The 21494-nt window shown below is 46.4% G+C and carries 17 protein-coding genes and 2 tRNA genes; 10 read left to right on the top strand and 9 right to left on the bottom strand.

Annotated elements, in window-relative coordinates; genetic code table 11:
* The first annotated feature begins 103 nt into the window (after positions 1 to 103).
* Positions 104 to 478, top strand: coding sequence for an Mth938-like domain-containing protein (locus EL216_RS02695; RefSeq protein WP_085391287.1), 375 nt, complete (start codon positions 104 to 106; stop codon positions 476 to 478).
* Positions 479 to 642: 164 nt separating this feature from the next.
* On the opposite strand, the gene EL216_RS02690 is transcribed toward EL216_RS02695, so the two are convergent.
* Positions 643 to 918: a helix-turn-helix domain-containing protein gene (locus EL216_RS02690; protein ID WP_085391286.1), complete on the bottom strand. Its 276-nt coding sequence runs from the start codon at positions 916 to 918 to the stop codon at positions 643 to 645.
* Positions 919 to 1178: 260 nt separating this feature from the next.
* Between EL216_RS02690 and EL216_RS02685 the strand changes: the two genes are divergently transcribed.
* From EL216_RS02685 to nrdD, 5 genes are all read left to right on the top strand, one after another.
* Positions 1179 to 2375 (top strand): acetate kinase, encoded by a 1197-nt coding sequence (locus tag EL216_RS02685; RefSeq protein ID WP_085391285.1) that lies wholly within the window; start codon positions 1179 to 1181, stop codon positions 2373 to 2375.
* 544 nt (positions 2376 to 2919) lie between these two features.
* Positions 2920 to 3507, top strand: coding sequence for a hypothetical protein (locus EL216_RS02680; protein WP_085391283.1), 588 nt, complete (start codon positions 2920 to 2922; stop codon positions 3505 to 3507).
* A 9-nt stretch (positions 3508 to 3516) separates the two neighbouring features.
* A complete protein-coding gene (locus tag EL216_RS02675) occupies positions 3517 to 4320 on the top strand; it encodes a tetratricopeptide repeat protein (RefSeq protein WP_085391282.1) in 804 nt (267 codons plus the stop codon).
* Positions 4321 to 4518: 198 nt separating this feature from the next.
* Positions 4519 to 4992 carry an anaerobic ribonucleoside-triphosphate reductase activating protein gene (gene nrdG, locus EL216_RS02670; RefSeq protein WP_085391281.1) on the top strand — a complete coding sequence of 158 codons (474 nt, stop codon included), beginning with the start codon at positions 4519 to 4521 and terminating at the stop codon, positions 4990 to 4992.
* Positions 4989 to 6770, top strand: a complete 1782-nt coding sequence (nrdD, locus tag EL216_RS02665) for an anaerobic ribonucleoside-triphosphate reductase (protein WP_085391280.1) — start codon at positions 4989 to 4991, stop codon at positions 6768 to 6770. The genes nrdG and nrdD overlap by 4 nt, the downstream gene beginning before the upstream one ends.
* Before the next feature lie 352 nt (positions 6771 to 7122).
* Here the strand turns inward: nrdD and EL216_RS02660 are convergent, their stop codons facing one another.
* Both EL216_RS02660 and EL216_RS02655 read right to left on the bottom strand, forming a co-directional pair.
* Positions 7123 to 7329, bottom strand: a complete 207-nt coding sequence (locus EL216_RS02660) for an NF038104 family lipoprotein (protein WP_085391279.1) — start codon at positions 7327 to 7329, stop codon at positions 7123 to 7125.
* Between the two features lie 14 nt (positions 7330 to 7343).
* Positions 7344 to 7652 carry a general secretion pathway protein GspG gene (locus tag EL216_RS02655; protein ID WP_085391278.1) on the bottom strand — a complete coding sequence of 103 codons (309 nt, stop codon included), beginning with the start codon at positions 7650 to 7652 and terminating at the stop codon, positions 7344 to 7346.
* 133 nt (positions 7653 to 7785) lie between these two features.
* Here EL216_RS02655 and uvrB point away from each other — a divergent pair, with 133 nt between their 5' ends.
* The 3 genes from uvrB to EL216_RS02640 all read left to right on the top strand — a co-directional run bounded on the left by uvrB (position 7786) and on the right by EL216_RS02640 (position 11632).
* Entirely contained in the window at positions 7786 to 9816 is a 2031-nt protein-coding gene (gene uvrB / locus EL216_RS02650; RefSeq protein WP_197720440.1) for an excinuclease ABC subunit UvrB, read from the top strand.
* A gap of 68 nt (positions 9817 to 9884) precedes the next feature.
* Positions 9885 to 11090 (top strand): AAA family ATPase, encoded by a 1206-nt coding sequence (locus tag EL216_RS02645; RefSeq protein WP_085391277.1) that lies wholly within the window; start codon positions 9885 to 9887, stop codon positions 11088 to 11090.
* On the top strand, positions 11081 to 11632 hold the full coding sequence (locus EL216_RS02640; protein WP_126300829.1) for a hypothetical protein: 552 nt from the start codon (positions 11081 to 11083) through the stop codon (positions 11630 to 11632). The genes EL216_RS02645 and EL216_RS02640 overlap by 10 nt, the downstream gene beginning before the upstream one ends.
* A 332-nt stretch (positions 11633 to 11964) precedes the next feature.
* Here the strand turns inward: EL216_RS02640 and EL216_RS02635 are convergent, their stop codons facing one another.
* The 6 genes from EL216_RS02635 to yaaA form a co-directional block, all read right to left on the bottom strand.
* Positions 11965 to 12495 carry an REP-associated tyrosine transposase gene (locus tag EL216_RS02635; protein WP_085391275.1) on the bottom strand — a complete coding sequence of 177 codons (531 nt, stop codon included), beginning with the start codon at positions 12493 to 12495 and terminating at the stop codon, positions 11965 to 11967.
* Positions 12496 to 13228: 733 nt separating this feature from the next.
* Positions 13229 to 15034: an AAA family ATPase gene (locus EL216_RS02630; RefSeq protein ID WP_126300828.1), complete on the bottom strand. Its 1806-nt coding sequence runs from the start codon at positions 15032 to 15034 to the stop codon at positions 13229 to 13231.
* A 41-nt stretch (positions 15035 to 15075) separates the two neighbouring features.
* Positions 15076 to 17904, bottom strand: coding sequence for an excinuclease ABC subunit UvrA (gene uvrA / locus EL216_RS02625; protein ID WP_085389908.1), 2829 nt, complete (start codon positions 17902 to 17904; stop codon positions 15076 to 15078).
* Between the two features lie 282 nt (positions 17905 to 18186).
* Positions 18187 to 18277, bottom strand: a tRNA-Ser gene (locus EL216_RS02620).
* 22 nt (positions 18278 to 18299) lie between these two features.
* Positions 18300 to 18390 (bottom strand) — tRNA-Ser (locus EL216_RS02615).
* 81 nt (positions 18391 to 18471) lie between these two features.
* Positions 18472 to 19251, bottom strand: a complete 780-nt coding sequence (yaaA, locus tag EL216_RS02610) for a peroxide stress protein YaaA (RefSeq protein ID WP_085389907.1) — start codon at positions 19249 to 19251, stop codon at positions 18472 to 18474.
* A gap of 272 nt (positions 19252 to 19523) precedes the next feature.
* Here yaaA and EL216_RS02605 point away from each other — a divergent pair, with 272 nt between their 5' ends.
* The gene (locus EL216_RS02605) at positions 19524 to 21323 is read left to right on the top strand and encodes an assimilatory sulfite reductase (NADPH) flavoprotein subunit (protein ID WP_085389906.1); all 1800 of its coding nucleotides are present in this window, start codon (positions 19524 to 19526) and stop codon (positions 21321 to 21323) included.
* The last annotated feature ends 171 nt before the right edge of the window (positions 21324 to 21494 follow it).

Here is a 21494-nt window from a genome sequence, read left to right as displayed (position 1 = left end):
CGTTGTATGTTAGTATGAAGACGTAAAATTGTTTTATAAAAAAGGATTTAATCCTAACCGAAAATGCCTGTTTCTGCATCTGAATTTTTACGGAATCCTGATTATGTTGATTGAAGAAAAAGCCACGTCCGAACAGTTCGATATTACCGGTTGTGTACCGGGAACCATAGAAATCAACGGCGAACCTTATAATGAGGCGGTTGTTTTACAAGGCAAGTTTATCGGAAAACCGTTAAAGGAAAGAGCGGTGGAGCTTAGTGCGGAAGATTTTTTTCAGACGGCCTCATCAGATGAAATGCTGCCCGAAGTGATATTAGTGGGAACAGGGGAGAAACAGGTATTTCTACATCCCAAAATAGCGGCTGCTTTGGCGGCAAAAGGTATCGGTTTGGAAAGTATGACTACTGCGTCTGCGTGCAGTACTTTTAAGATTTTACAGAGCGAAGGCCGCCGCGTCTGGGCATGGTTATGGCCCTGACCGGGGGATGGTAAGGTAAGAGGCCGCCTGAAATAAAACAAACTCAAAATGTATAAACCGAACCGATTTAAGAGGTGGGATTGAAAGCCGCTCCTGCCGGAGATAAATTGATGTGAAGGCTGCTACCAAAATTGAACTTTGCAGCAGCTTTCAACTTTCAATGATTACACCTTCATTTCCAAACGGGTTTGGGGCGGTAGCAGCAGTTGGTAAGCCGGCAAATCTAAAGCTACTGCCATTTTTTCGATATTGGAAAGAGCGATATTCCAGCGTTTGCGTTCGATGGCGGAAACATAAGTGCGATCCAAACCGCATTGACGGGCGAGCTCTTCCTGCGACCAACCTTTGTTGACACGGAAAAGGCGCATATTATAGGCCAGCACGGCACGTAAATCGTTTTCGTCCGGTAATTCGGCGGGAGCCGTCAGTTTATTGCTCATTTATATATTGCCTTGTGAATTTGCTTTAACGGATTTTACTCCACGTTTGGTTGGAGTTCAAAGGCCGTCTGAAAACAGGTTTTGTTTCAGACGGCCTTTCATACAGATACCTATGCGAAACATTTTGTTTTAAATCAGTTCAATTTCAGTTTTGCAAAAGGAAGCATTAGTTATATTTCTATAAACTTTGATAAAATGCCGAACTCAAAGTCGATTAACCCGCATTGGCTGACAGGCCGTCTGAAAATTTAGGAGTTTACATGTCTGACAAACTGATTTTGGTATTAAACTGCGGCAGCTCTTCGTTGAAAGGTGCCGTGCTGGATAACGACAGCGGCGAAGTTTTGCTGAGCTGCCTCGCTGAAAAACTGAATCTTCCCGATGCTTTTATCACGTTTAAATTCAACGGCGAAAAGCACACTACGTCTTTAGCTGCCAATCCCAATCACACCGGTGCGGTAGAAGCTTTAATGGAAGAATTGCGTGCCCATAGTCTTGACGGCCGTATCGGTGCTATCGGCCACCGCGTTGTGAGCGGTGGTGAATTGTACAGCGAATCCATTCTTATTACCGACGAAGTGGTGGAAGGCATTGAAAAATGTATTCCTTTGGCTCCGTTGCACAATCCCGCCCACTTGCTCGGTATTCGTGCCGCACAAAGCATTTTCAAAGGCTTGCCGAATGTAGCCGTATTCGATACCGCGTTCCACCAAACCATGCCGGAACATGCCTACACTTATGCCGTGCCGCGCGAGCTTTACCGCAAATACGGTTTGCGCCGTTATGGTGCACATGGTACCAGCTACCGTTTCGTTGCCGATGAAACCGCCCGCTTCCTCGGTAAAGATAAAAACAAACTGCGTATGGTTATCGCGCATTTGGGTAACGGCGCATCTATTGCCGCAGTTGCCGACGGCAAATGCCAAGACACCAGCATGGGCTTGACTCCGCTGGAAGGCTTGGTAATGGGCACACGCAGCGGCGATATCGACCCGAGCGTATTTTCTTTCTTAGCTCAAAATGCCAATATGAACATTACCCAAATCACTGATATGTTGAACAAAAAATCAGGTTTGTTGGGTGTGTCCGAGCTTTCTAACGACTGTCGTACCATTGAAGAAGAAGCAGGTAAAGGTCATGAAGGTGCGAAACTGGCGCTGGAAGTGTTCTCTTACCGTTTGGCCAAGTATATCGGCAGCATGAGCGTGGCGGCCGGCGGTTTGGATGCTTTGGTGTTTACCGGCGGTATCGGTGAAAATTCCAACTTAATCCGCAGCAAAGTATTGGCCTATTTGGGCTTTTTAGGTCTGACCGAAGATGCGGGTGCTAACGAAAAAGCACGTTTCGGTAACGCAGGTGTGATTACTACCGCCGACAGTAAAGCTGTGGCTGTGGTTATTCCGACTAATGAAGAGTTGATGATTGCACACGATACTGCACGCTTGAGCGGTTTGTAATTTAAATATCAAAAAGGCCGTCTGAAATATTTCAGACGGCCTTTTTGATATTTTGTAGATAATGGCGTTTGTTATTGAGTGGTGCGAAAGCAGAACGGCAAATATTGCGGAGTAGATTATTGCTTGCTGCTGCCGTAATGGAGCCGCTCCGGCTGTGTGCTGATCGCCGTTATTACGTTGTATTTTGTTTTCGATAGGCCGCATGGATTTCTGTATTTGCAGCCGGCCGTTGGTTTATGTTGCCGGCTGTGTTGTGTGTGGTGGTTTTATCGGTATCGCCGAGGCATCGGATAAGATAGTTTTTCTGCTGTTGTTTTTAAATATTATGCCCGTATTTACCCGCAGGCCGTCTGAAAACTAATTTTCAGACGGCCTTTTCCTTTTCTTCCTATGATTTTATACCTTAAATCCGTTTAAAACGTCCGCATATCCGATTTTGCCATCATCATGAAATTCATTTGTTATTATTGATATTAAATAAGGCAATATCACATAAGTAAGGGATAGCTTATGTTTTGAAAGCAAAAAGTGAAAAGGGACTTGTATGTTGTTTGAACTGAACCTGCCGCCATGTCCGGAGGCGAATGCGCGTGCCTCTCATTCGGTGTGGGCTGCTGCTGTGGAAAGACATAAAGGTGCATTTGGCAAATTGAAGCTGAACCAACGCATATTTTTGATGACTGCTTCGGTTTTGTTTGCTTGCATAGTTTATTGGATAAGTGCCATTTTATATAAGCATCAAGTAGATTTTCTTGTTCCTTATATCGGTTTCAGTTATGCAGCGCTTTTATTGATTTGCAACGGCTATTGGGGGTTTCACAGCATGAAGCGTCAAATATTGATGCAGCGCCATTACCGCAATAGCTGTCTGGCTCCGGCAAGCGTTTTTTTCGCCAATAACCGGGGCTTTCACCAGATGTATCAGAACGACGGCTATGAAGTCCGTTGTACTTGGAAATCCGTGTTGGAGATACGTCATCATCCGCGCACGGGGGATATTATATTGGATATGGGTACCAGTTTTATCGTGCTGCCGCCCGAAGTATTTGCAGATGAAAATGAACAACAGAAGTTTTTGAAAGCAATACGCAAATGGCAGTACATCGCACATAGAGAAAGCCGTCTGAAATAGGATATATACATGAAAACATTTAAAACTCACTTAACCATGGCTGTTTTAACGCTGGGATTGGCGTTCGGAGCAGCCGCAAACACACCTGAAGAAATCGAACAATGGCAGAAAGCCGCAAAATCAGGTGATAAAACTGCTCAGTATGAGTTGGGCTTGGCTTATGAAACAGGGGCGGGAGTGGAAAAAAATGAAGAAATTGCCGCCCAATTTTACCGCCGTGCGGCACGCAAAGGCCATGCCGATGCCCAAACCAGCTTGGGGATAATGTATAGCGAGGGCCGGGGAGTGAAAAAAAATGCGGCCCGGGCTGTAAAGCTTTATCAGAAAGCTGCCGACCAAGGTAACCGACACGCGCAAAACAATTTGGGAATGATGTATTTTTATGGTTATGGCGTGAACCAGGATTATCAAAAAGCATTTGACTTGTTCAGACAGTCTGCCGAACAAGGGGAAGACACTGCTCAAAAAAACTTGGCTTATATGTATGCCGAAGGTTCAGGTATTCAAAAAAACCTAGCTCAAGCCGCACATTGGTATGAGCAGGCAGCAAAACAAGGTTTACTGGAGGCACAAGTGGAAATCGGCACACTTTATGATGCAGGGCAAGGTGTACCGAAAAATGAAGAAAAAGCTGCGCTGTGGTATACACAAGCTGCGGAGCAGGGCAGTGCAATTGCCCAATATAATTTAGGCAATATGTATTTGTCCGGCCGGGGCGTGGTAAAAAACCTTGCTAAAGCCAAAGACTTGTTTCAACAAGCCTGTCGGAATGGTGATAAAGACGGTTGCAAATACGCTGAAATCTTGCAGTAACCGAATTCATTGAAAGTAAGGCTAAAGGCCGTCTGAAAAGTTTTTTCAGGCGGCCTTTTAAATATTTATTTAAAAAGAATCTTTTACATTTGTTGTGTAAGTTAATTTGATTTATCTCAATAAATTTATTTCTATAATCCATAAAATACCATATCTAGTAGTTATATTGTATTTTAAATACTAAATATGGTATTAAACATGCGGCCGCTCAGATTTATCACAGAAGACGTGGTGTGGCAGGAAGTGCCGGGTGAAGTGTCGCTGGCGTTTTTGTTTTCCGGTTGTCCGTTGCGCTGTAAAGGCTGCCATAGTGCCGATGCTTGGAAAACAGGCTCGGGCGCTGTATTAACCGAAGATTATCTGAAAGGCCGTCTGAAACAATATCAGGGGTTGATTACCTGCGTGCTGTTTTTGGGCGGCGAATGGCAGCCGGACGCATTGAAAACCATGTTGCAGATTGTGAATGAAGCCGGTTTGAAAACCTGCCTTTATACTGGTTTGGAACGGGAAGAGCTTTCAGACGGCCTTCTGCCTTATCTCACTTATTTGAAAACCGGCCGCTGGATTGCCGAACTTGGCGGGCTGAACAGCCCGATAACCAACCAGCGGTTTACCGATCTTCGTTCAGGTGCCGACCTGAACCACTTATTCATCAGAGGAGAAACACCATGATCAGGCTGAGTCCCGAACAGTTGGCAGGTAAGCTGAAATTTATGGACGATTATATCTCGGCACATAATGCGGCCGACGGCTCCAAAATGGATGCGAATGCCAATGTAACCCACAAAAACATCGCTACGATGGAAAGCGAGTTGATGAAAGATTTTCTGGTGCAGGTTAACCGTGCGCAGATTTGCCGGAAAATCATGGAATTGTTCGGCCGAGAATGGGCGGACGAATATATCCACCAGATTGAGGCACACGAGATTTATGTGCACGATGAAACCAGTTTGAAGCCTTATTGCGTGTCGGTAACACTGTATCCGTTTTTGCGCGACGGCCTGACCAAATTGGGCGGCGAATCGAAAGCGCCGCAACATCTGGCTTCGTTTTGCGGGTCGTTCATCAATCTGGTGTTTGCCATCAGTGCGCAATTTGCCGGTGCCGTAGCCACCGTTGAATTTCTCACCTATTTTGATTATTTTGCCCGTCGCGATTTCGGCGACGATTATTTGGAAACGCATACCGAAGACATCAGCAATCATTTGCAGCATGTGGTGTACAGCATCAACCAACCTGCGGCCGCACGCGGTTATCAGAGTGTGTTTTGGAATATTTCCGTGTATGACCGCCATTATTTCGAGGCGATGTTCGGCGATTTTGTGTTCCCTGATTTCAGCAAACCTGAATGGAAAAGCGTAGCCCGCCTGCAAAACTATTTCTTAAAATGGTTCAATCGTGAGCGCACCAAAGCCATTCTCACTTTTCCGGTTGTTACGGCCGCGATGCTTACCGAAAACGGCCGGTGCAAAGACGATGAATTTGCCCAACAAATGGCACAAGAATTGGCGGAAGGCAATTCGTTTTTCGTTTATCTTTCCGACAATCCCGATTCGCTGGCTTCCTGCTGCCGTTTGCGCAACAAAATTGAAGACCGCACCTTTTCTTACACACTCGGTGCGGGCGGGGTGGCCACCGGCTCGATTAATGTGATTACCCTCAATATGAACCGTTTGGAGCAAGACGGGCGCGATCTTGCGGAAGAAGTGGGCAAACTGCACCGCTACCAATATGCCTACCGCAAACTGATGGAAGACTATCAGGCCGCCGGCATGTTGCCCGTGTATGATGCAGGCTTTATCACGCTGGACAAACAGTTTCTTACCATCGGCATCAACGGTATGGCGGAAGCGGCGGAATCGCAAGGCATCAAGGTGGGATACAATCCGGAGTATGTTTCATTCGTACAAGGCCGTCTGAAAACCATATTCGAGGCCAATCAAGCTGCAGCCAAACAATACGGCGTGAAGTTCAATACCGAGTTTGTTCCCGCTGAAAATCTCGGTGTGAAAAACGCCATGTGGGACAAAATCGACGGCTACAAAGTACCGCGCGATTGCTACAACTCTTATTTCTATGTGGTGGAAGACCAAAGCATCAACACGCTTGATAAATTTTTGCTGCACGGCAAAGAGTTGATCGACTGGCTGGACGGCGGTTCGGCACTGCATCTGAATTTGGATGAAGCCTTAACTGCCGGGGGTTACCGCTCGTTGCTGGATATCGCGGCCAAAACCGGTTGCAATTATTTCTGCGTGAACGTGCGTATTACCATTTGCAACGATTGCGGCCATATCGACAAACGCACCCTGCATTCATGCAGTGCTTGCGGCTCGCACGATATCGATTACGGCACCCGCATCATCGGCTACCTGAAACGGGTGTCCGCTTTCAGCAGCGGGCGGCGTAAAGAGCATGCTTTGCGTTATTACCATCGGCGGGCGGCCTGAGATATCGCGTAAAACAATAATTTGATTGTGGCCGTCTGAAAAATGTTTTCAGACGGCCTTTGTTTATTTATGTTTCGGCTGATGTTTTAATCGGCAGCAGCTAAGGCTTGCTCCAAATTCGTTGCCCTGAAGATATTTTGTTATTATTGAGAGAATATGGTTATTTATATCGTGTTATCGATTATCTGGCCGAAGGATATTAGGCCGTCTGAAAAAGCTATTGAATCAAATAAAGGCAATATTTTAAAAAGGTACCTTTCATTTTGGAATTTATATTTGGATGAAGCTATAAAAAGAATTGAATGATAATCTGATGTTAAATTATTCGGCATTCAAATATCTAAGGTATATTTTATTTCTTCCGTTTCTTTTCCTTTTCCTCTTCTTTGTCATCTCCATCAGGAATGACCGCCCGCACTACTGCTCCCGTGCCTTTTACGGCCACCTTACCGACAGTCAACACCGTTGTAGCGGCCAAATCTGCGGCGGCGGCAACTACGCAGCCATTGAGTAGGGCGCATGAAATAGTAATAGATATTAATCGGATAAATAGCTTCATTTTAATAATTGCCTTTAGTGTTCATGGTTTTCATTGCAGGCAGCAAGCCAAGCATCGTCGTCGCCGTCGAACTCTTCCACTTGGTCAAACTCGCCGTTTTCCGCCAGTGCCGCCAATTCTTCCAAATCGTGCGCACCTTCCACCCAAAAACAGGGAATATCGAGCGGCGTATTCGGCGCGAGTACGGCGGCCAAGCCTTCATGCCAAGCCAACCAATAACCGTTGGCCGTCTGAACAAATTGTGCGTCGGGGTGGATGCTTTCGCCTTCGGTGTTGACCAACATGCGTTCGGCGATTTCTGCTTGAAAAGGTAGGATGTTCATTGGGTTTTCCATAAAATCAAAATCGAAATATCAGCCGCATTATAACAAAGGCCGTCTGAAAACAAGGCGCAGCGTTTCAGACGGCCTTTGTTATAATGTTATGTTTCTGTTTTCAATAGCATCAGGCCGCATCATGCAAGTCATCCAATACGAACATTCCCCCTTCAAACTCCACCAGCCTTTCCCGCCCGCCGGCGACCAGCCCACCGCCATTGCCGGCCTGCTCGAAGGGCTTTCAGACGGCCTCGCTTACCAAACCCTGCTCGGCGTAACCGGCTCGGGCAAAACCTATACCATGGCCAACGTGATTGCCCAAAGCGGCCGCCCCGCCATCATCATGGCGCACAACAAAACGCTGGCGGCGCAGCTTTATGCCGAGATGCGCGAGTTTTTCCCCGAAAACGCGGTGGAATACTTCGTTTCCTACTACGACTATTATCAGCCCGAAGCCTATGTGCCGTCGCGAGATTTATTTATCGAAAAAGATTCCGCGATTAACGAACACATCGAGCAGATGCGCCTTTCCGCCACCAAAAACCTGATGACCCGCAACGACGTGATTATCGTCGCCACCGTGTCCGCCATTTACGGTATCGGCGACCCCACCGAGTATCAGCAAATGGTGCTTTCCGTAAAAGAAGGCGACACCATCGAACAGCGCGACATCATCTCCACCCTCGTTTCCATGCAATACGAGCGCGGCGAAATGGATTTCAAACGCGGCTCCTTCCGCGTGCGCGGCGACGTAATCGACGTATATCCCGCCGAAAGCTCCGACAACGCCTTGCGCATCAGCCTGTTTGACGACGAAATCGACCGCCTCGACATCTTCGACCCGCTCACCGGCAGCAACATCCAGCGCGTCGGCCGCTACACCGTGTTCCCCTCCAGCCACTACGTTACCCCGCGCGACACCGTGCTGCGCGCCTGTGAAAGCATCAAAGAAGAATTGCGCGAACGCATTGATTTCTTTACTAAAGAAAATCGCCCCGTCGAAACCCAACGCATCGAACAGCGCACCCGCTTCGACCTCGAAATGCTCTACGAAATGGGCTTCTGCAAAGGCATCGAAAACTACTCGCGCCACTTTTCCGGCAAAAAAGAAGGCGAACCGCCGCCCACGCTGATGGATTATCTGCCCGATAACGCCATCATGTTTATCGACGAAAGCCACGTTACCGTTACCCAAATCGGCGGCATGTACAAAGGTGATGCCAGCCGCAAACAAAACCTCGTCGACTACGGCTTCCGCCTGCCTTCCGCCTGCGACAACCGCCCGCTCAAATTCCACGAATTTGAAAAAATCATGCCGCAAACCATCTTCGTTTCCGCCACCCCCGCCAAATACGAAGAAGAACACGCCGGCCAAGTGGTCGAACAAGTCGTGCGCCCCACCGGCCTGGTTGACCCGCAAATCGAAATCCGCCCCGTCGCCACCCAAGTGGACGACTTGCTCAGCGAAATCAACGACCGCATCGCAAAAGGCGAGCGCGTACTCGTTACCACCCTCACCAAACGCATGGCCGAACAGCTCACCGACTATTACAGCGAACTCGGCATCAAAGTGCGCTACCTGCACAGCGATATCGATACCGTCGAGCGCGTTGAAATCATTAGAGATTTACGCCTTGGGCTGTTTGACGTGCTTGTCGGCATCAACCTTTTGCGCGAAGGCTTGGACATCCCCGAAGTTTCACTCGTCGCCATCCTCGATGCCGACAAAGAAGGCTTCCTGCGCAGCCACCGCAGCCTGATCCAAACCATAGGCCGCGCCGCCCGCAACGTAAACGGCGTAGCGATTCTGTATGCCGACAAAATCACCGATTCCATGAAAGCCGCTATCGACGAAACCGAACGCCGCCGCGAAAAACAGATTAAATTCAACCAAGAACACGGCATCGTGCCGAAACAGATTACCAAACAAGTAAAAGACATTATCGACGGCGTGTACCACGATGATTCAGGCAGCTCCAAAGGCAAAGGCCGTCTGAAAACCAAAGTGAAAGTGGGCGAAATCCACACCGAAGAAGATGCCATTAAAGAAATCGCCAAACTCGAAAAAGCCATGCAGCAGGCGGCAAGGGATTTGCAGTTTGAAGAGGCTGCGGTGTTGAGGGATAAGATACGGGGGATTAAGGAAGGGTTGTTGTTTGGGGCGGAGTGATTTGTTCTTTACGGTTATATCAATTCCAAGTAGAATGAGTGCTGTTAAATCCAAAATTTGGAAAAAATATGATTATCACGAAATTAAAAATTAATAATCTTTACAGTTTTAATGATGTAGAGATAGATTTTACATATCCTAAAAAAAATCCAAAGTCTAATATTGAGTCGGAGTATTTGGAAGAGCGCCCGAAGTTTAATTTCAAAAGGGTGTGTATCTTAATGGGAACTAATGCAAGTGGTAAAACATCACTAGGAAAGGTGATATGTGGAATTGAAAATTTTATTCATAAAAAAACAATAGTATCTTACTTATCTCAAGGAATTTGTGATAAAGATGATGTTGCTAAGATTGAAGTAGAATTTATAACCCCTTCTAACTATCAAATTCATAGAATATTTTTAGAATTCGAGGATAGTGCTTTTCCACTTAAAGATATTGTTTATCAGTCATTGCCGTTGCTAAAAACAGATAGTAATTTGAGTATTAGAAAGAAATTAGATAAACATTTGGAAGGTGTAAAGATCCCAAGAAGTTGTTTGATAAGTGGTGAAAAGGAGTTAGTTCAGGATAAATTCAATAGATTCAAAGAAATTGATTTCCTAGATATGAGCTGGAATTTCGTTTTTTCTGAAAATCATTCAAATGATTTTAAATTAGCAAGAAATTCTTCGATATCAGAGAGCTTAATTCTAAAAATTCTTCAAACCTTTGACTCTTCAATAAAAGATGTTAAAGCATTATTTACAGAAGAAAAAGAAGGTAAGAGAACTAGAAAAAAAATAGAAGGGTATTCTGTCTATTTTAATAACGGCAATTCTATAAAAGTAAGTGATAATGGACAAGTTTTCTCAGATACTGATAAAAATAGGTTATCAAAAGGTACTTATGATGTATTGAGTATTACCGATTTTATTGCATCTATAATTGATGAAAATAAGTTTGGAGAGAATTTAATTAGTTCGACACACTTCTTAGATGAAAAGTTATCGTCTAGTCACTCGGAGCTTGAAAGATCATTATTAAACTTAATGATTCATAAGTTGCCGAAAAGGTCTCAGATGTTTTATACAACCCATAATTATGATATTTTAGAAATGAATTTGCCAACGCATAGCTATTTATTTATGTATAAAAAGTATGGTGAAACATATGTTGTGCAACCTGAAAATGAATTTTCAAAAAATGATCGAAGTTTGTTGGGTTATGTAAAAAATAACTATTTTTGTACTATCCCACAAACTAGTTTGATCGATGAATTGGTGTGGGAGTAACGATGGCTGGGTCTAAAAATTTTATGATACTAGTCGAAGGAGAGACAGAGGAGTATTTTGTAAAGGAAATATACGTTGGAAATGTGAAGAAAATTAATCTTTGGCAATCTACAGAAAAGCAAATTTCTGCCCTATTAAGACTTGTTAATGTAGATAACTCCATCGTTGTCGTTATTTTAGATATTGATGTTCAGGATAAGATTGTAAATTTAGTTAGTAATCTGAAAAGAATACGGGCACATTTAAAAAGCAATAGTAAGCTAGTTTTGTTAATACAGCAGCAAAATTTTGAAGATGAGCTCTCATATGCCTGTTCATGTAAAAAACAAATATTATTTAGGTGTTTTTCTGCGGTAGGAGAAAAAGAGTTTAAAAATAAATTCTTGAAAGAGAGAAATATTGTGAGGAAATTAAATCAGCTAAACTGTAATTTTGATATTTTTTGGACAAGAGGAAATATTTCCTTACCTGAGCAATTATCTGTTTTTTTAAATTTAATTGGTACCGCTGCTGATTTGGAAAAAAGAACTCTAAGAGCATAATCTGTATGTGTGTTCTAGATTGGGGTATAAATCCAACAGTAGCAAGCGTAGCCTGCATGTGTAGGGTGTGTGCCATCGGCACGCACGCTGTTGTTGGAATCTTTGAAACCGCCTGCGTGGCTTGCGCTATAGATCCCACCTGCAAGAAGACACCGAGGCCGTCTGAAAAGTATTTCAGACGGCCTCAAGCAATAGGTAACTTGAGTGGGTTGGATCTTCGGATCCAATCTTGCAAACTTTATAGAAATGAACCGATTTTTTCACACGGTCTGATGATAGCCGTTGGTAAAGTGCGGATGATTTTATGGTTAATAATATTATAAACCCATGAATCACTCGCCAAAATTCATTACCAAAGTTTCAGATGTTCCGCCCCAATCCGGCGGCAATAAACCATCGCGGACAAAGCGGTGGAAAGAAGAAAACGGCCAGTCTTTAACACTCGCCGTAAAACCGTGTTTTACCGGATTGAAATGCACATAATCCACGCAATACTGCAAATCCGCATTATCGCGCACGGTATGTTCATAAAAACGGCGCTGCCAAATCCCTTTTTCATGCCGCCGCTGTTTGCTGGCGGATAAAGTATTTGATGCAGAAAAATGATTGGAAAAACCGGTTTTGATTAAGCGCCAACGCAGCGAATAATCACTATCGCCGTCAGGCAAAGTCCAAATCGCATGAAGATGGTTGGGCATAACGCAAATCGCTATGGTTTCAAACGGATAGCGTTTTTGAACCGAGGCATAGGCTTCGCGAAGCAGATTGATATGTTCGACCAATAAACGCGATTTCGGGTCGGCAAGTTTCACGGTAAAGAAAAACGTGCCGCCCGCAAGATGGTTGCGGCGATAGCGAGACATTTGTTTCCCTTGTTATTATTTCGAATTTTTGAATCATAACAAAGCTGCTTGTAAAGCAGAAGGCTGTCTGAAAAATTGCTTTCAGACGGCCTTGAGTGTGAATTGCCATACCCCAAACAACGCGTGCGTGCTGATAGTATATGCCCGACCATTTAAACAATAAACGTTAAACCATCGGTAGAGTGTGTGGCGCAGCCACGCACGCGGTTTTGAATGGAACAGCGCATATCGGCTGCAAAGATTTTAAAATCACGCTACATTATTTATGCACAAAACAAAGCCGTCTGAAAAGAAAGTTTCAGACGGCATTGGAGCGGAAAACCAAACAACGCGTGCGTGCGTACCGCACACACCCTACAAATGGGATTTAGGTTTTATGCAGGCTACGGTTTGCTTGTATCCGGCGAAATCGGGATATGCTGTGATGCCAGATATATCAGAGGGATAAGTCGGATTCGAGAATCCGACCTACGGATCTAGGTTTGAAACAGCCAACGTTAAACCATCGGTAGGGTGTGTGGCGCAGCCACGCACGCGGTTTTGAATGGAACAGCGCATATCGGCTGCAAAGATTTTAAAATCACGCCACATTATTTATGTACAAAACAATGCCGTCTGAAAAGAACGTTTCAGACGGCATTGGAACAGAAGCCCGAACAACGCGTGCGTGCGTACCGCACACACCCTACGCATGGGTTTAGGTTTTATGCAGGCTACGGCTTGCTACGGCTTGCTACGGCTTGCTAGACAATGATTGGTTATGTGTATTATTCATTTCATTGATTATAGGTTCGATCGATTCTTTAAGATTAATGAAAATTTCTTTTAGTTTTTCATTATCCAGAGAGCAAATTTTTTCAGCCAATCTCTTTTTATCAAGTGTATTAATTTTGTTTGTGATTCCGTAATCATCACGAGTTTCTTTTTGTCTAGTAAAATCTATTATATCCAAGTCGTTAGGTAAAATAAGGGTGTTTTCGATACCAATTTTTATATTGCTATTATATTGTTTGTGTTTTCTTACTAATAATTTTCCAGGTATTTCTAAATTTTTTCGACAATTTTTCGAATCACAATCAAATAAAAAACACAATTTTCTATTTTTAAGTTCGTGTCTATTATTATAAAAATAATTTAATGCGGAACTTAAATTTAGATCTCCTGAGCCCTTGTTTTCCTGAGGATTGCCTATACATTTAATTTCGCAGTTACCTATTTTTAAATTAAAAACTTGGATAACTTTATTTAAATATAATTCATCGGTAACTCCCTCTACATAAATAATATTACTATAGGAGCTTTCTGAAAAAAAATTATCAGGTAATGTGAAAGCTTCATGAATTAATTTTGGCTGACTAAAACCATAAAATTCAGGATTTTCTTTAATATATAAACTCCCTTGATCACTTCTAGCTAAAATAATTACTTTATCGTCATATCTATTGAGCCCATGGAGAATAAACGGAGAATGAGTTGCTATAAATAATTGAGCAGACAAACTACCATTCTGATCCATAAATATATTTTTATAAAAATCTAAAATTTTTAATTGCCATTCAGGATGTAGGGTAAGTTCAGGTTCATCAATGCATACAATAGGATTTTCAATAATTTTCTGATTTTGTAATAGAAAAGCTCCTCTGAATATAATTTGTTTTTCTCCAGAGCTTAAATTATCTAAAGATATTTCTGAATCATTTCTAATATCTTTAAAGATAATACATTGTTCTCCATTTATAGGCTGGGCTTTAGCCATTTTTTTGAATGGGATGATTGCTTCAAAAGCATGCTGAAAACGCTTTATTTTCAAATCTAAATTACTCTCTATTTCTGAAGAAGAAAACCCTTTATAAATTGTATCTACTTGTGATAGCGCTTCTGCTTTAATTGCATTGTCATGATTGAAAATATCAATAAATAATTGTTTTATATCTGTTGAAATATTGTTAGTAGATATAAAACTATATCCATTTAAGGTATCAATATCTTTACTGGTAACAGATCGAATTATGTCGGGGGTGAAATTAATTTCAACTGTAGAAAAAATTCGCTTTAATTTTGATAAGTTAAACCTAGATGTGATGTTGTAAAAATTGTTAAAAAACATATTCCTAAAGGAAGAAGTGTACTGGTTTTTAATAAAGCTTGGGTTCGAGAGTAAGTTAATATTAAATCCTGAGTGGGAATTATCTCCTTCGTAGAAAATTTTAAATATAAAATTTATATCTTGATTCAATGAATCTTTGTCTATGTACTCTTTAAGGTATGGATTATTCTTTACTACTTCCGATATGATATTGCTTACTTCGTTTGTTGATAATTCAAATTCAAATTCTCCTTTATTAATCAGCTTACCTAGATCGCTTGTCAAAGGTAGATCGGATAATTTAAAAATCGTATCTAGTAATAATGTTTTGCCCGATCCATTTTCTCCTGCAATTAAGATAGTTTGCTTAGGATTTCCATTAGCATCAATAAATGATAATTCTAAATTTTTAAAAATATGATGTTCTTTAAATTTTATATTTCTAATCTTCATAATTTATAACCCTTATGTTTTAAATATTCTGTGCAACTATTTTATACAATCCCTTTCAAATATTTCCCTGTATAACTCCCTTCAACCTTAACCACCTCCTCTGGCGAACCCTTAGCAATAATCCTTCCTCCGCCATCGCCGCCTTCCGGCCCCAAATCCACAATATAATCAGCGGTTTTTATAACGTCAAGATTATGCTCAATAATCACAATCGAGTTGCCTTTGCCTTTCAGACGGCCTATCACTTCCAGCAGCAGGGCGATGTCGGCGAAGTGTAGGCCGGTGGTGGGTTCGTCTAGGATGTAGAGGGTGCGGCCGGTGTCGCGTTTGGAGAGTTCGAGGGCGAGTTTGACGCGTTGGGCTTCGCCGCCGGAGAGGGTGGTGGCGGATTGGCCGAGGCGGATGTAGCCTAGGCCGACATCCATCAGGGTTTGCAGTTTGCGGGATACGGTGGGCACGGCGTCGAAGAATTCGCGGGCTTCTTCTACGGTCATGTCGAGCACTTGGCTGATGTTTTTGCCTTTGTATTGCACTTCGAGGGTTTCGCGGTTGTAGCGTTTGCCGTGGCACACTTCGCAGGGTACGTATACGTCAGGCAGGAAGTGCATTTCTACTTTGATCACGCCGTCGCCTTGGCAGGCTTCGCAGCGGCCGCCTTTGACGTTGAACGAGAAGCGGCCGACGTTGTAGCCGCGTTCGCGGGCGAGGGGTACGCCGGCGAAGAGTTCGCGGATGGGGGTGAAGAGGCCGGTGTAGGTGGCGGGGTTGGAGCGGGGCGTGCGGCCGATGGGGGATTGGTCGACGTTGATGACTTTGTCGAGGTGTTCGAGGCCGGTGATTTCATCGTAGGGCGCGGGTTCTTCGTGGGCGCGGTTCAGCTCACGGGCGGTAATTTTGGCCAGCGTGTCGTTAATCAGGGTGGATTTGCCGCTGCCGGATACGCCGGTGATGCAGGTAATCAAACCCAAAGGCAGCTCGAGGGTAACGTTTTTGAGGTTGTTGCCGCGTGCGCCTTTGAGGACGAGCATTTTTTCGGGGTTGACGGGTGTTCTTTCAGACGGCACGGCGATGGCTTTTTTACCGCTGAGGTATTGGCCGGTAACGGAGTTTGTGCAGGCAGCGACTTTGTCGGGGGTGTCGGCGATGATAACGTTGCCGCCGTGTTCGCCCGCGCCGGGCCCCATGTCGATAACGAAATCGGCTTCGCGGATGGCATCTTCGTCGTGTTCGACCACGATGACGCTGTTGCCGAGGTCGCGCAGGCGTTTGAGGGTGGCGAGCAGGCGGTCGTTGTCGCGCTGGTGCAGGCCGATGGAGGGTTCGTCCAAAACGTACATCACGCCGGTTAAGCCGCTGCCGATTTGGCTGGCAAGGCGGATGCGCTGGGCTTCGCCGCCGGAAAGGGTTTCGGCGCTGCGGCTGAGGTTCAGATAGTCGAGGCCGACGTTAATCAGAAAGCCCAAGCGCTCGGTGATTTCTTTGAGGATTTTTTCGGCAATCTGTTTTTTGTTGCCTTCCAAATCAAGGGTTTCAAAGAATTGGTGCGTTTGGGTGAGCGGCCATGCAGAAATTTCGTGCAGCGGTTGTTTGCCCACATAAACATAACGCGCTTCTTTGCGCAAACGTGCGCCGCCGCAGCTCGGGCAGGCTTTATGGCTTTGATATTGCAACAATTCTTCGCGCACAGTATTGGAATCGGTTTCGCGGAAACGGCGTTCGAGATTGGGGATGATGCCTTCAAAAGCGTGGCTGCGGTTGAAGGTGGTGCCTTTTTCGGAAAGGTAGCGGAAGTCGATAACGTCTTTGCCCGAGCCGTGCAAAATCACTTTTTTTACTTTTTCAGGCAGCCCTTCAAAGGGGGTGTCGACATCGAAGCCGTAATGTGCGGCCAGCGATTGAATCATTTGAAAGTAAAACTGGTTGCGTTTGTCCCACCCTTTAATCGCACCGGCGGCCAAGGAAAGCTCGGGGTGCATCACCACGCGCTCGGGGTCGAAGAAATTCATATTGCCCAAGCCGTCGCAAGTGGGGCAGGCACCGACGGGGTTGTTGAAGGAAAACAGGCGCGGTTCGAGTTCGGGCAGGCTGTATGAACACACGGGGCAGGCGAATTGGGCGGAAAACCAATGTTCTTCGCCGCTGTCCATTTCCAGCGCCAGCGCACGTTCGCCGCCGTGGCGCAGGGCGGTTTCAAAACTTTCGGCCAGCCGCTGTTTGATGTCGGCTTTCACTTTCACGCGGTCGATGACTACGTCGATATTGTGCTTGATGTTTTTTTCTAGCTTGGGCACTTCGTCGAGCTGATAGACTTCGCCGTCCACGCGCACGCGGGCGAAGCCTTGCGCCTGCAAGTCGGCAAAGAAATCGACAAACTCGCCTTTGCGTTCGCGCACGGCGGGGGCGAGGATCATCACGCGGGTGTCTTCAGGCAGTTTTAAGACGGCATCCACCATTTGCGAAACGGTTTGGCTGCTCAAAGGCAAATCGTGTTCGGGGCAATGCGGCGTGCCGACGCGGGCATACAGAAGGCGAAGATAATCGTGGATTTCGGTTACGGTGCCGACGGTGGAGCGCGGGTTGTGGCTGGTGGACTTTTGTTCGATTGAAATCGCGGGCGACAAGCCTTCGATCAAATCGACATCGGGCTTATCCATCATCTGCAAAAACTGGCGCGCATAGGCCGAAAGACTTTCCACATAACGGCGCTGGCCTTCGGCATAAAGCGTGTCGAACGCGAGCGAGGATTTGCCGCTGCCCGACAAACCCGTTACCACCACGAGCTTGTGGCGGGGGATGTCGAGATCGACGTTTTTCAGATTATGGGTGCGTGCGCCGCGGATGCGGATGGTGTCGTTGTCGTGCTTGCTCATGATGGTGGGGCCGTCTGAAAAATAACTGTTAATTGTAACATTTTCAGGCGGGAGAAGGCAGATGTGTATATGGATTAAGGAGTTGGGGAAATCGGTTTTTCAGACGGCCTGCGGGGACAGCCGAGGTGGTTGCGGAAAAGATGATGCGTTTGTTTACATCGGGCTTGAAGAGTATAGGCTCGAAGCGAGTGTAACCAAATTCAAGAGGCCGTCTGAAAATTTCTTTTCAGACGGCCTCTTGAAGAAAATAACCCGCCGAACGAATCAGCGGGTTTTGAATTTTGGCGGAGGCGGTGAGATTCGAACTCACGGAGGGCTATCAACCCTCGACGGTTTTCAAGACCGTTGCATTAAACCGCTCTGCCACACCTCCGGTTTTTATTGGATTTCAAGATTGGCGGAAGCGGTGAGATTCGAACTCACGGAGGGCTATCAACCCTCGACGGTTTTCAAGACCGTTGCATTAAACCGCTCTGCCACGCTTCCGTTTCTTGAAAACGGAGATATTATCGGAAATCTGCCGCATTGCCAAGTGTTTTGCTTATATTGCAGATTAGTTTTTTGTTTTTATTTAATTTGTTCTTTGCGCAGGAAAACCCATTCTTTTTCGCTTGATGCGGCGGCATTGAACGCATAGCCTTCGTAATCGAAGTTTTTGAGTTGTTCCGGTTCGGTAACGGCATGCTCGGCGGCGTAGCGCACCATCAGGCCGCGGGCGCGTTTGGCGTAGAAGCTGATGATTTTGTATTGGCCGTTTTTTTCGTCTTTAAACACGGGGGTAATGATGTTGGCTTTTAAATTTTTTGTGTCGACGGCTTTGAAGTATTCCTGCGATGCGAGGTTGATCAAAGTGTCGCTGCCTTTTTCGTCAAGGATTTGATTAAGATTACCGGTGATTTTTCCGCCCCAGAATTCATAAAGGTTTTTGCCGCGCGAATTGGCGAACGGAGTGCCCATTTCCAAACGGTAGGGCTGCATCAGGTCGAGCGGGCGCAATACGCCGTATAAACCGGAAAGCAGGCACACGTGGTTTTGCAGGTAATCGACGGCGGTTTGGTTTAGCGATGCGGCATTCAAGCCTTCGTATACGTCGCCGTTAAACATATAAACCGCTTGTTTGGCGTTTTCGGGTGTGAACGGGGTGTGCCACGCGCTGTTGCGTTCGGCGTTGAGTAGGGCGATTTTGTCGGAAACGTGCATCAACTCGGCAAGCTGCTGAGGGGCGAGCAGGCGCAGTTCGGTCATCAGTTTTTCTGCTTCTCCGAGCAGAGCGGGTTGTGTGTGCCGGGTAATCGGAGCGGGGTCTTTTTCGTTGAGGTTTTTGGCGGGAGATAAAACGAAAAGCATGGTTTTCTCACAAGAGGTTTTCAGACGGCCTTAACTTTAGTGGGTTGTATGGGGTTTGGCAAGAAAGACCGACGCTTTGCGGTGTCGGCTGGCCGTCTGAAAAGGCGGGCGGGCATTCGATATAACGAAAGTGCATTTTGTTAAAACCAACCATTCTTTCCTTTTTTCGGACAGCCTGTTTAAAGTGGCGGCAATGTGTGGAAAACCGCATTCATATGTGGTTATCGCCGATAAAAAACCGAATTTGAATAAAGAGAATAAAGGAAACCCGCATGAGCCGAGCCAACCCGCTGCCACCTGAACTGCCCGCCCAATTAGCCGCGCTTTCGCCCACCCAACTGGCTTGGTTGTCGGGCTATTGTTGGGCGCAGAGCCAGTTGGGGGAAACCGCTTCCGTTCAGACGGCCTTTACTGCGCCCGAAGCTGCGGCTCCCGCTGCCGAACCGCGCCGCGTTACCGTGCTGTCTGCCTCGCAAACCGGCAACGCCCGCCGGGTGGCCGCCGATTTGCTGGTGAAGCTGGAATCGGCGGGCATCAATGCACGTTTGGTGGCGGCTGCGGATTTCAAAAGCAAAACGCTGCCCGAAGAAGACATTGTGCTGTTGGTAACGTCCACGCAGGGCGAGGGCGAGCCGCCGGAAGAAGCGGTGCCGCTGTATAAATTGCTGTTCGGCAAAAAAGCCCCCGATTTGAGCAAACTCAGCTTTGCCGTGCTCGGCTTGGGCGATTCTTCTTATCCCAAGTTTTGTCAGGCCGGTAAAGATTTCGATGCCAAACTTGCCGAATTGGGTGCAACCCGCTTAAGCGCGTTGGGTGAGTGCGATTTGGATTTTCAGACGGCCGCCAATGCTTGGGTGGAAACCGTTTCCGCCAAAGTGGCCGAACTGTGCGCCCAAGCCGCCACGTCGGTTTCAGACGGCCTCAAGCCCGTTCAAACACCCTCATCTGCCGCACAGGTTTATACGAAAGAACAGCCGTTTACCGCTTCCCTTTCCGTGCGCCAGAAAATTACCGCCCGCAATGCCGAAAAAGATGTACAGCATATCGAAATCGACTTGAGCGGCTCCGGCATCCGCTATCAAACGGGCGACGCGCTCGGCATTTGGCCGCTGAACGCCCCCGAATTGGTGGCGGAAATTCTGGCCTTAAACAACTTAAACGGCGGCGAAACCGTGCGCCTTGCCGACGGCAGCGAAACCGATATTCAGACGGCCTTAACCGAACATGCCGACATCACCCAAAACACGCCTGCTTTTGTGCAGCAATATGCCGCTTTATCGGGCAGCGAAGACTTGCAGCGCACCGTAGAAAATGCCGAAGCATTGGATACTTATCTTACCGTTACGCCGCCGGTGGGCGTGCTGGCTGATTTTCCGCATCCGTTGGATGCACAAACCCTGTTCGGGCTGTTCCGCGCCCAAACGCCGCGGCTGTATTCGATTGCTTCCGCGCAAGACGAAGTGGGCGACGAAGTGCATTTAACCGTAGGCATGGTGCGTTACGAACACCACGGCCACACCTACACCGGCGCGGCTTCGGGTTTTGTCGGCAGCACTTTGGAAGAGGGCGGCAGCGTGCGCGTGTTTGTCGAACCCAATCCGCATTTCCGCCTGCCCGAAAACGGTGATACGCCGGTAATCATGATCGGCGCAGGCACCGGCATAGCACCTTTCCGCGCCTTTATGCAGCAGCGCGAAGCCAACGGCGACGCGGGCAAAAACTGGCTGGTGTTCGGCAACCAACGGTTTACCGACGACTTTCTGTATCAGGCCGAATGGCTGCAATACCGCAAAAAAGGCCTGCTGACCCGTGCCGATTTGGCTTGGAGCAGGCAAGGCAAAGAGAAAGTGTATGTACAGCACAAATTGGCTGAAAACGCCGCCGAAGTTTGGGCATGGCTGCAACAGGGCGCACATATATATGTGTGCGGCGACGCAACCCGTATGGCGCGCGATGTGGACAATACTTTGCTGGACATCATCGCCGAACAGGGCAAACTCAGCCGCGACGATGCCGAAGAATATTTGTACGGTTTACGCGAAGACAGGCGTTACCAGCGCGATGTTTATTAACGGTTTGAATCGTTTGAATTTGGAGGCATGAGGCCGTCTGAAAAGCCGTTTTCAGACGGCCCCATCGTATGGACATCGCCGGCGCGGATGCCGTCTGAAAAGTGCAAACCAAGCTATATAACCAAAGCCGATAAACTAAGCAAAAACCGTTCCTTTGTTTTTGTTTCAGAC

It is taken from the genome of Neisseria animaloris (genome assembly GCF_900637855.1).
Classification (GTDB): domain Bacteria; phylum Pseudomonadota; class Gammaproteobacteria; order Burkholderiales; family Neisseriaceae; genus Neisseria; species Neisseria animaloris.
This window is presented reverse-complemented; position numbering and strand designations above follow the sequence as displayed.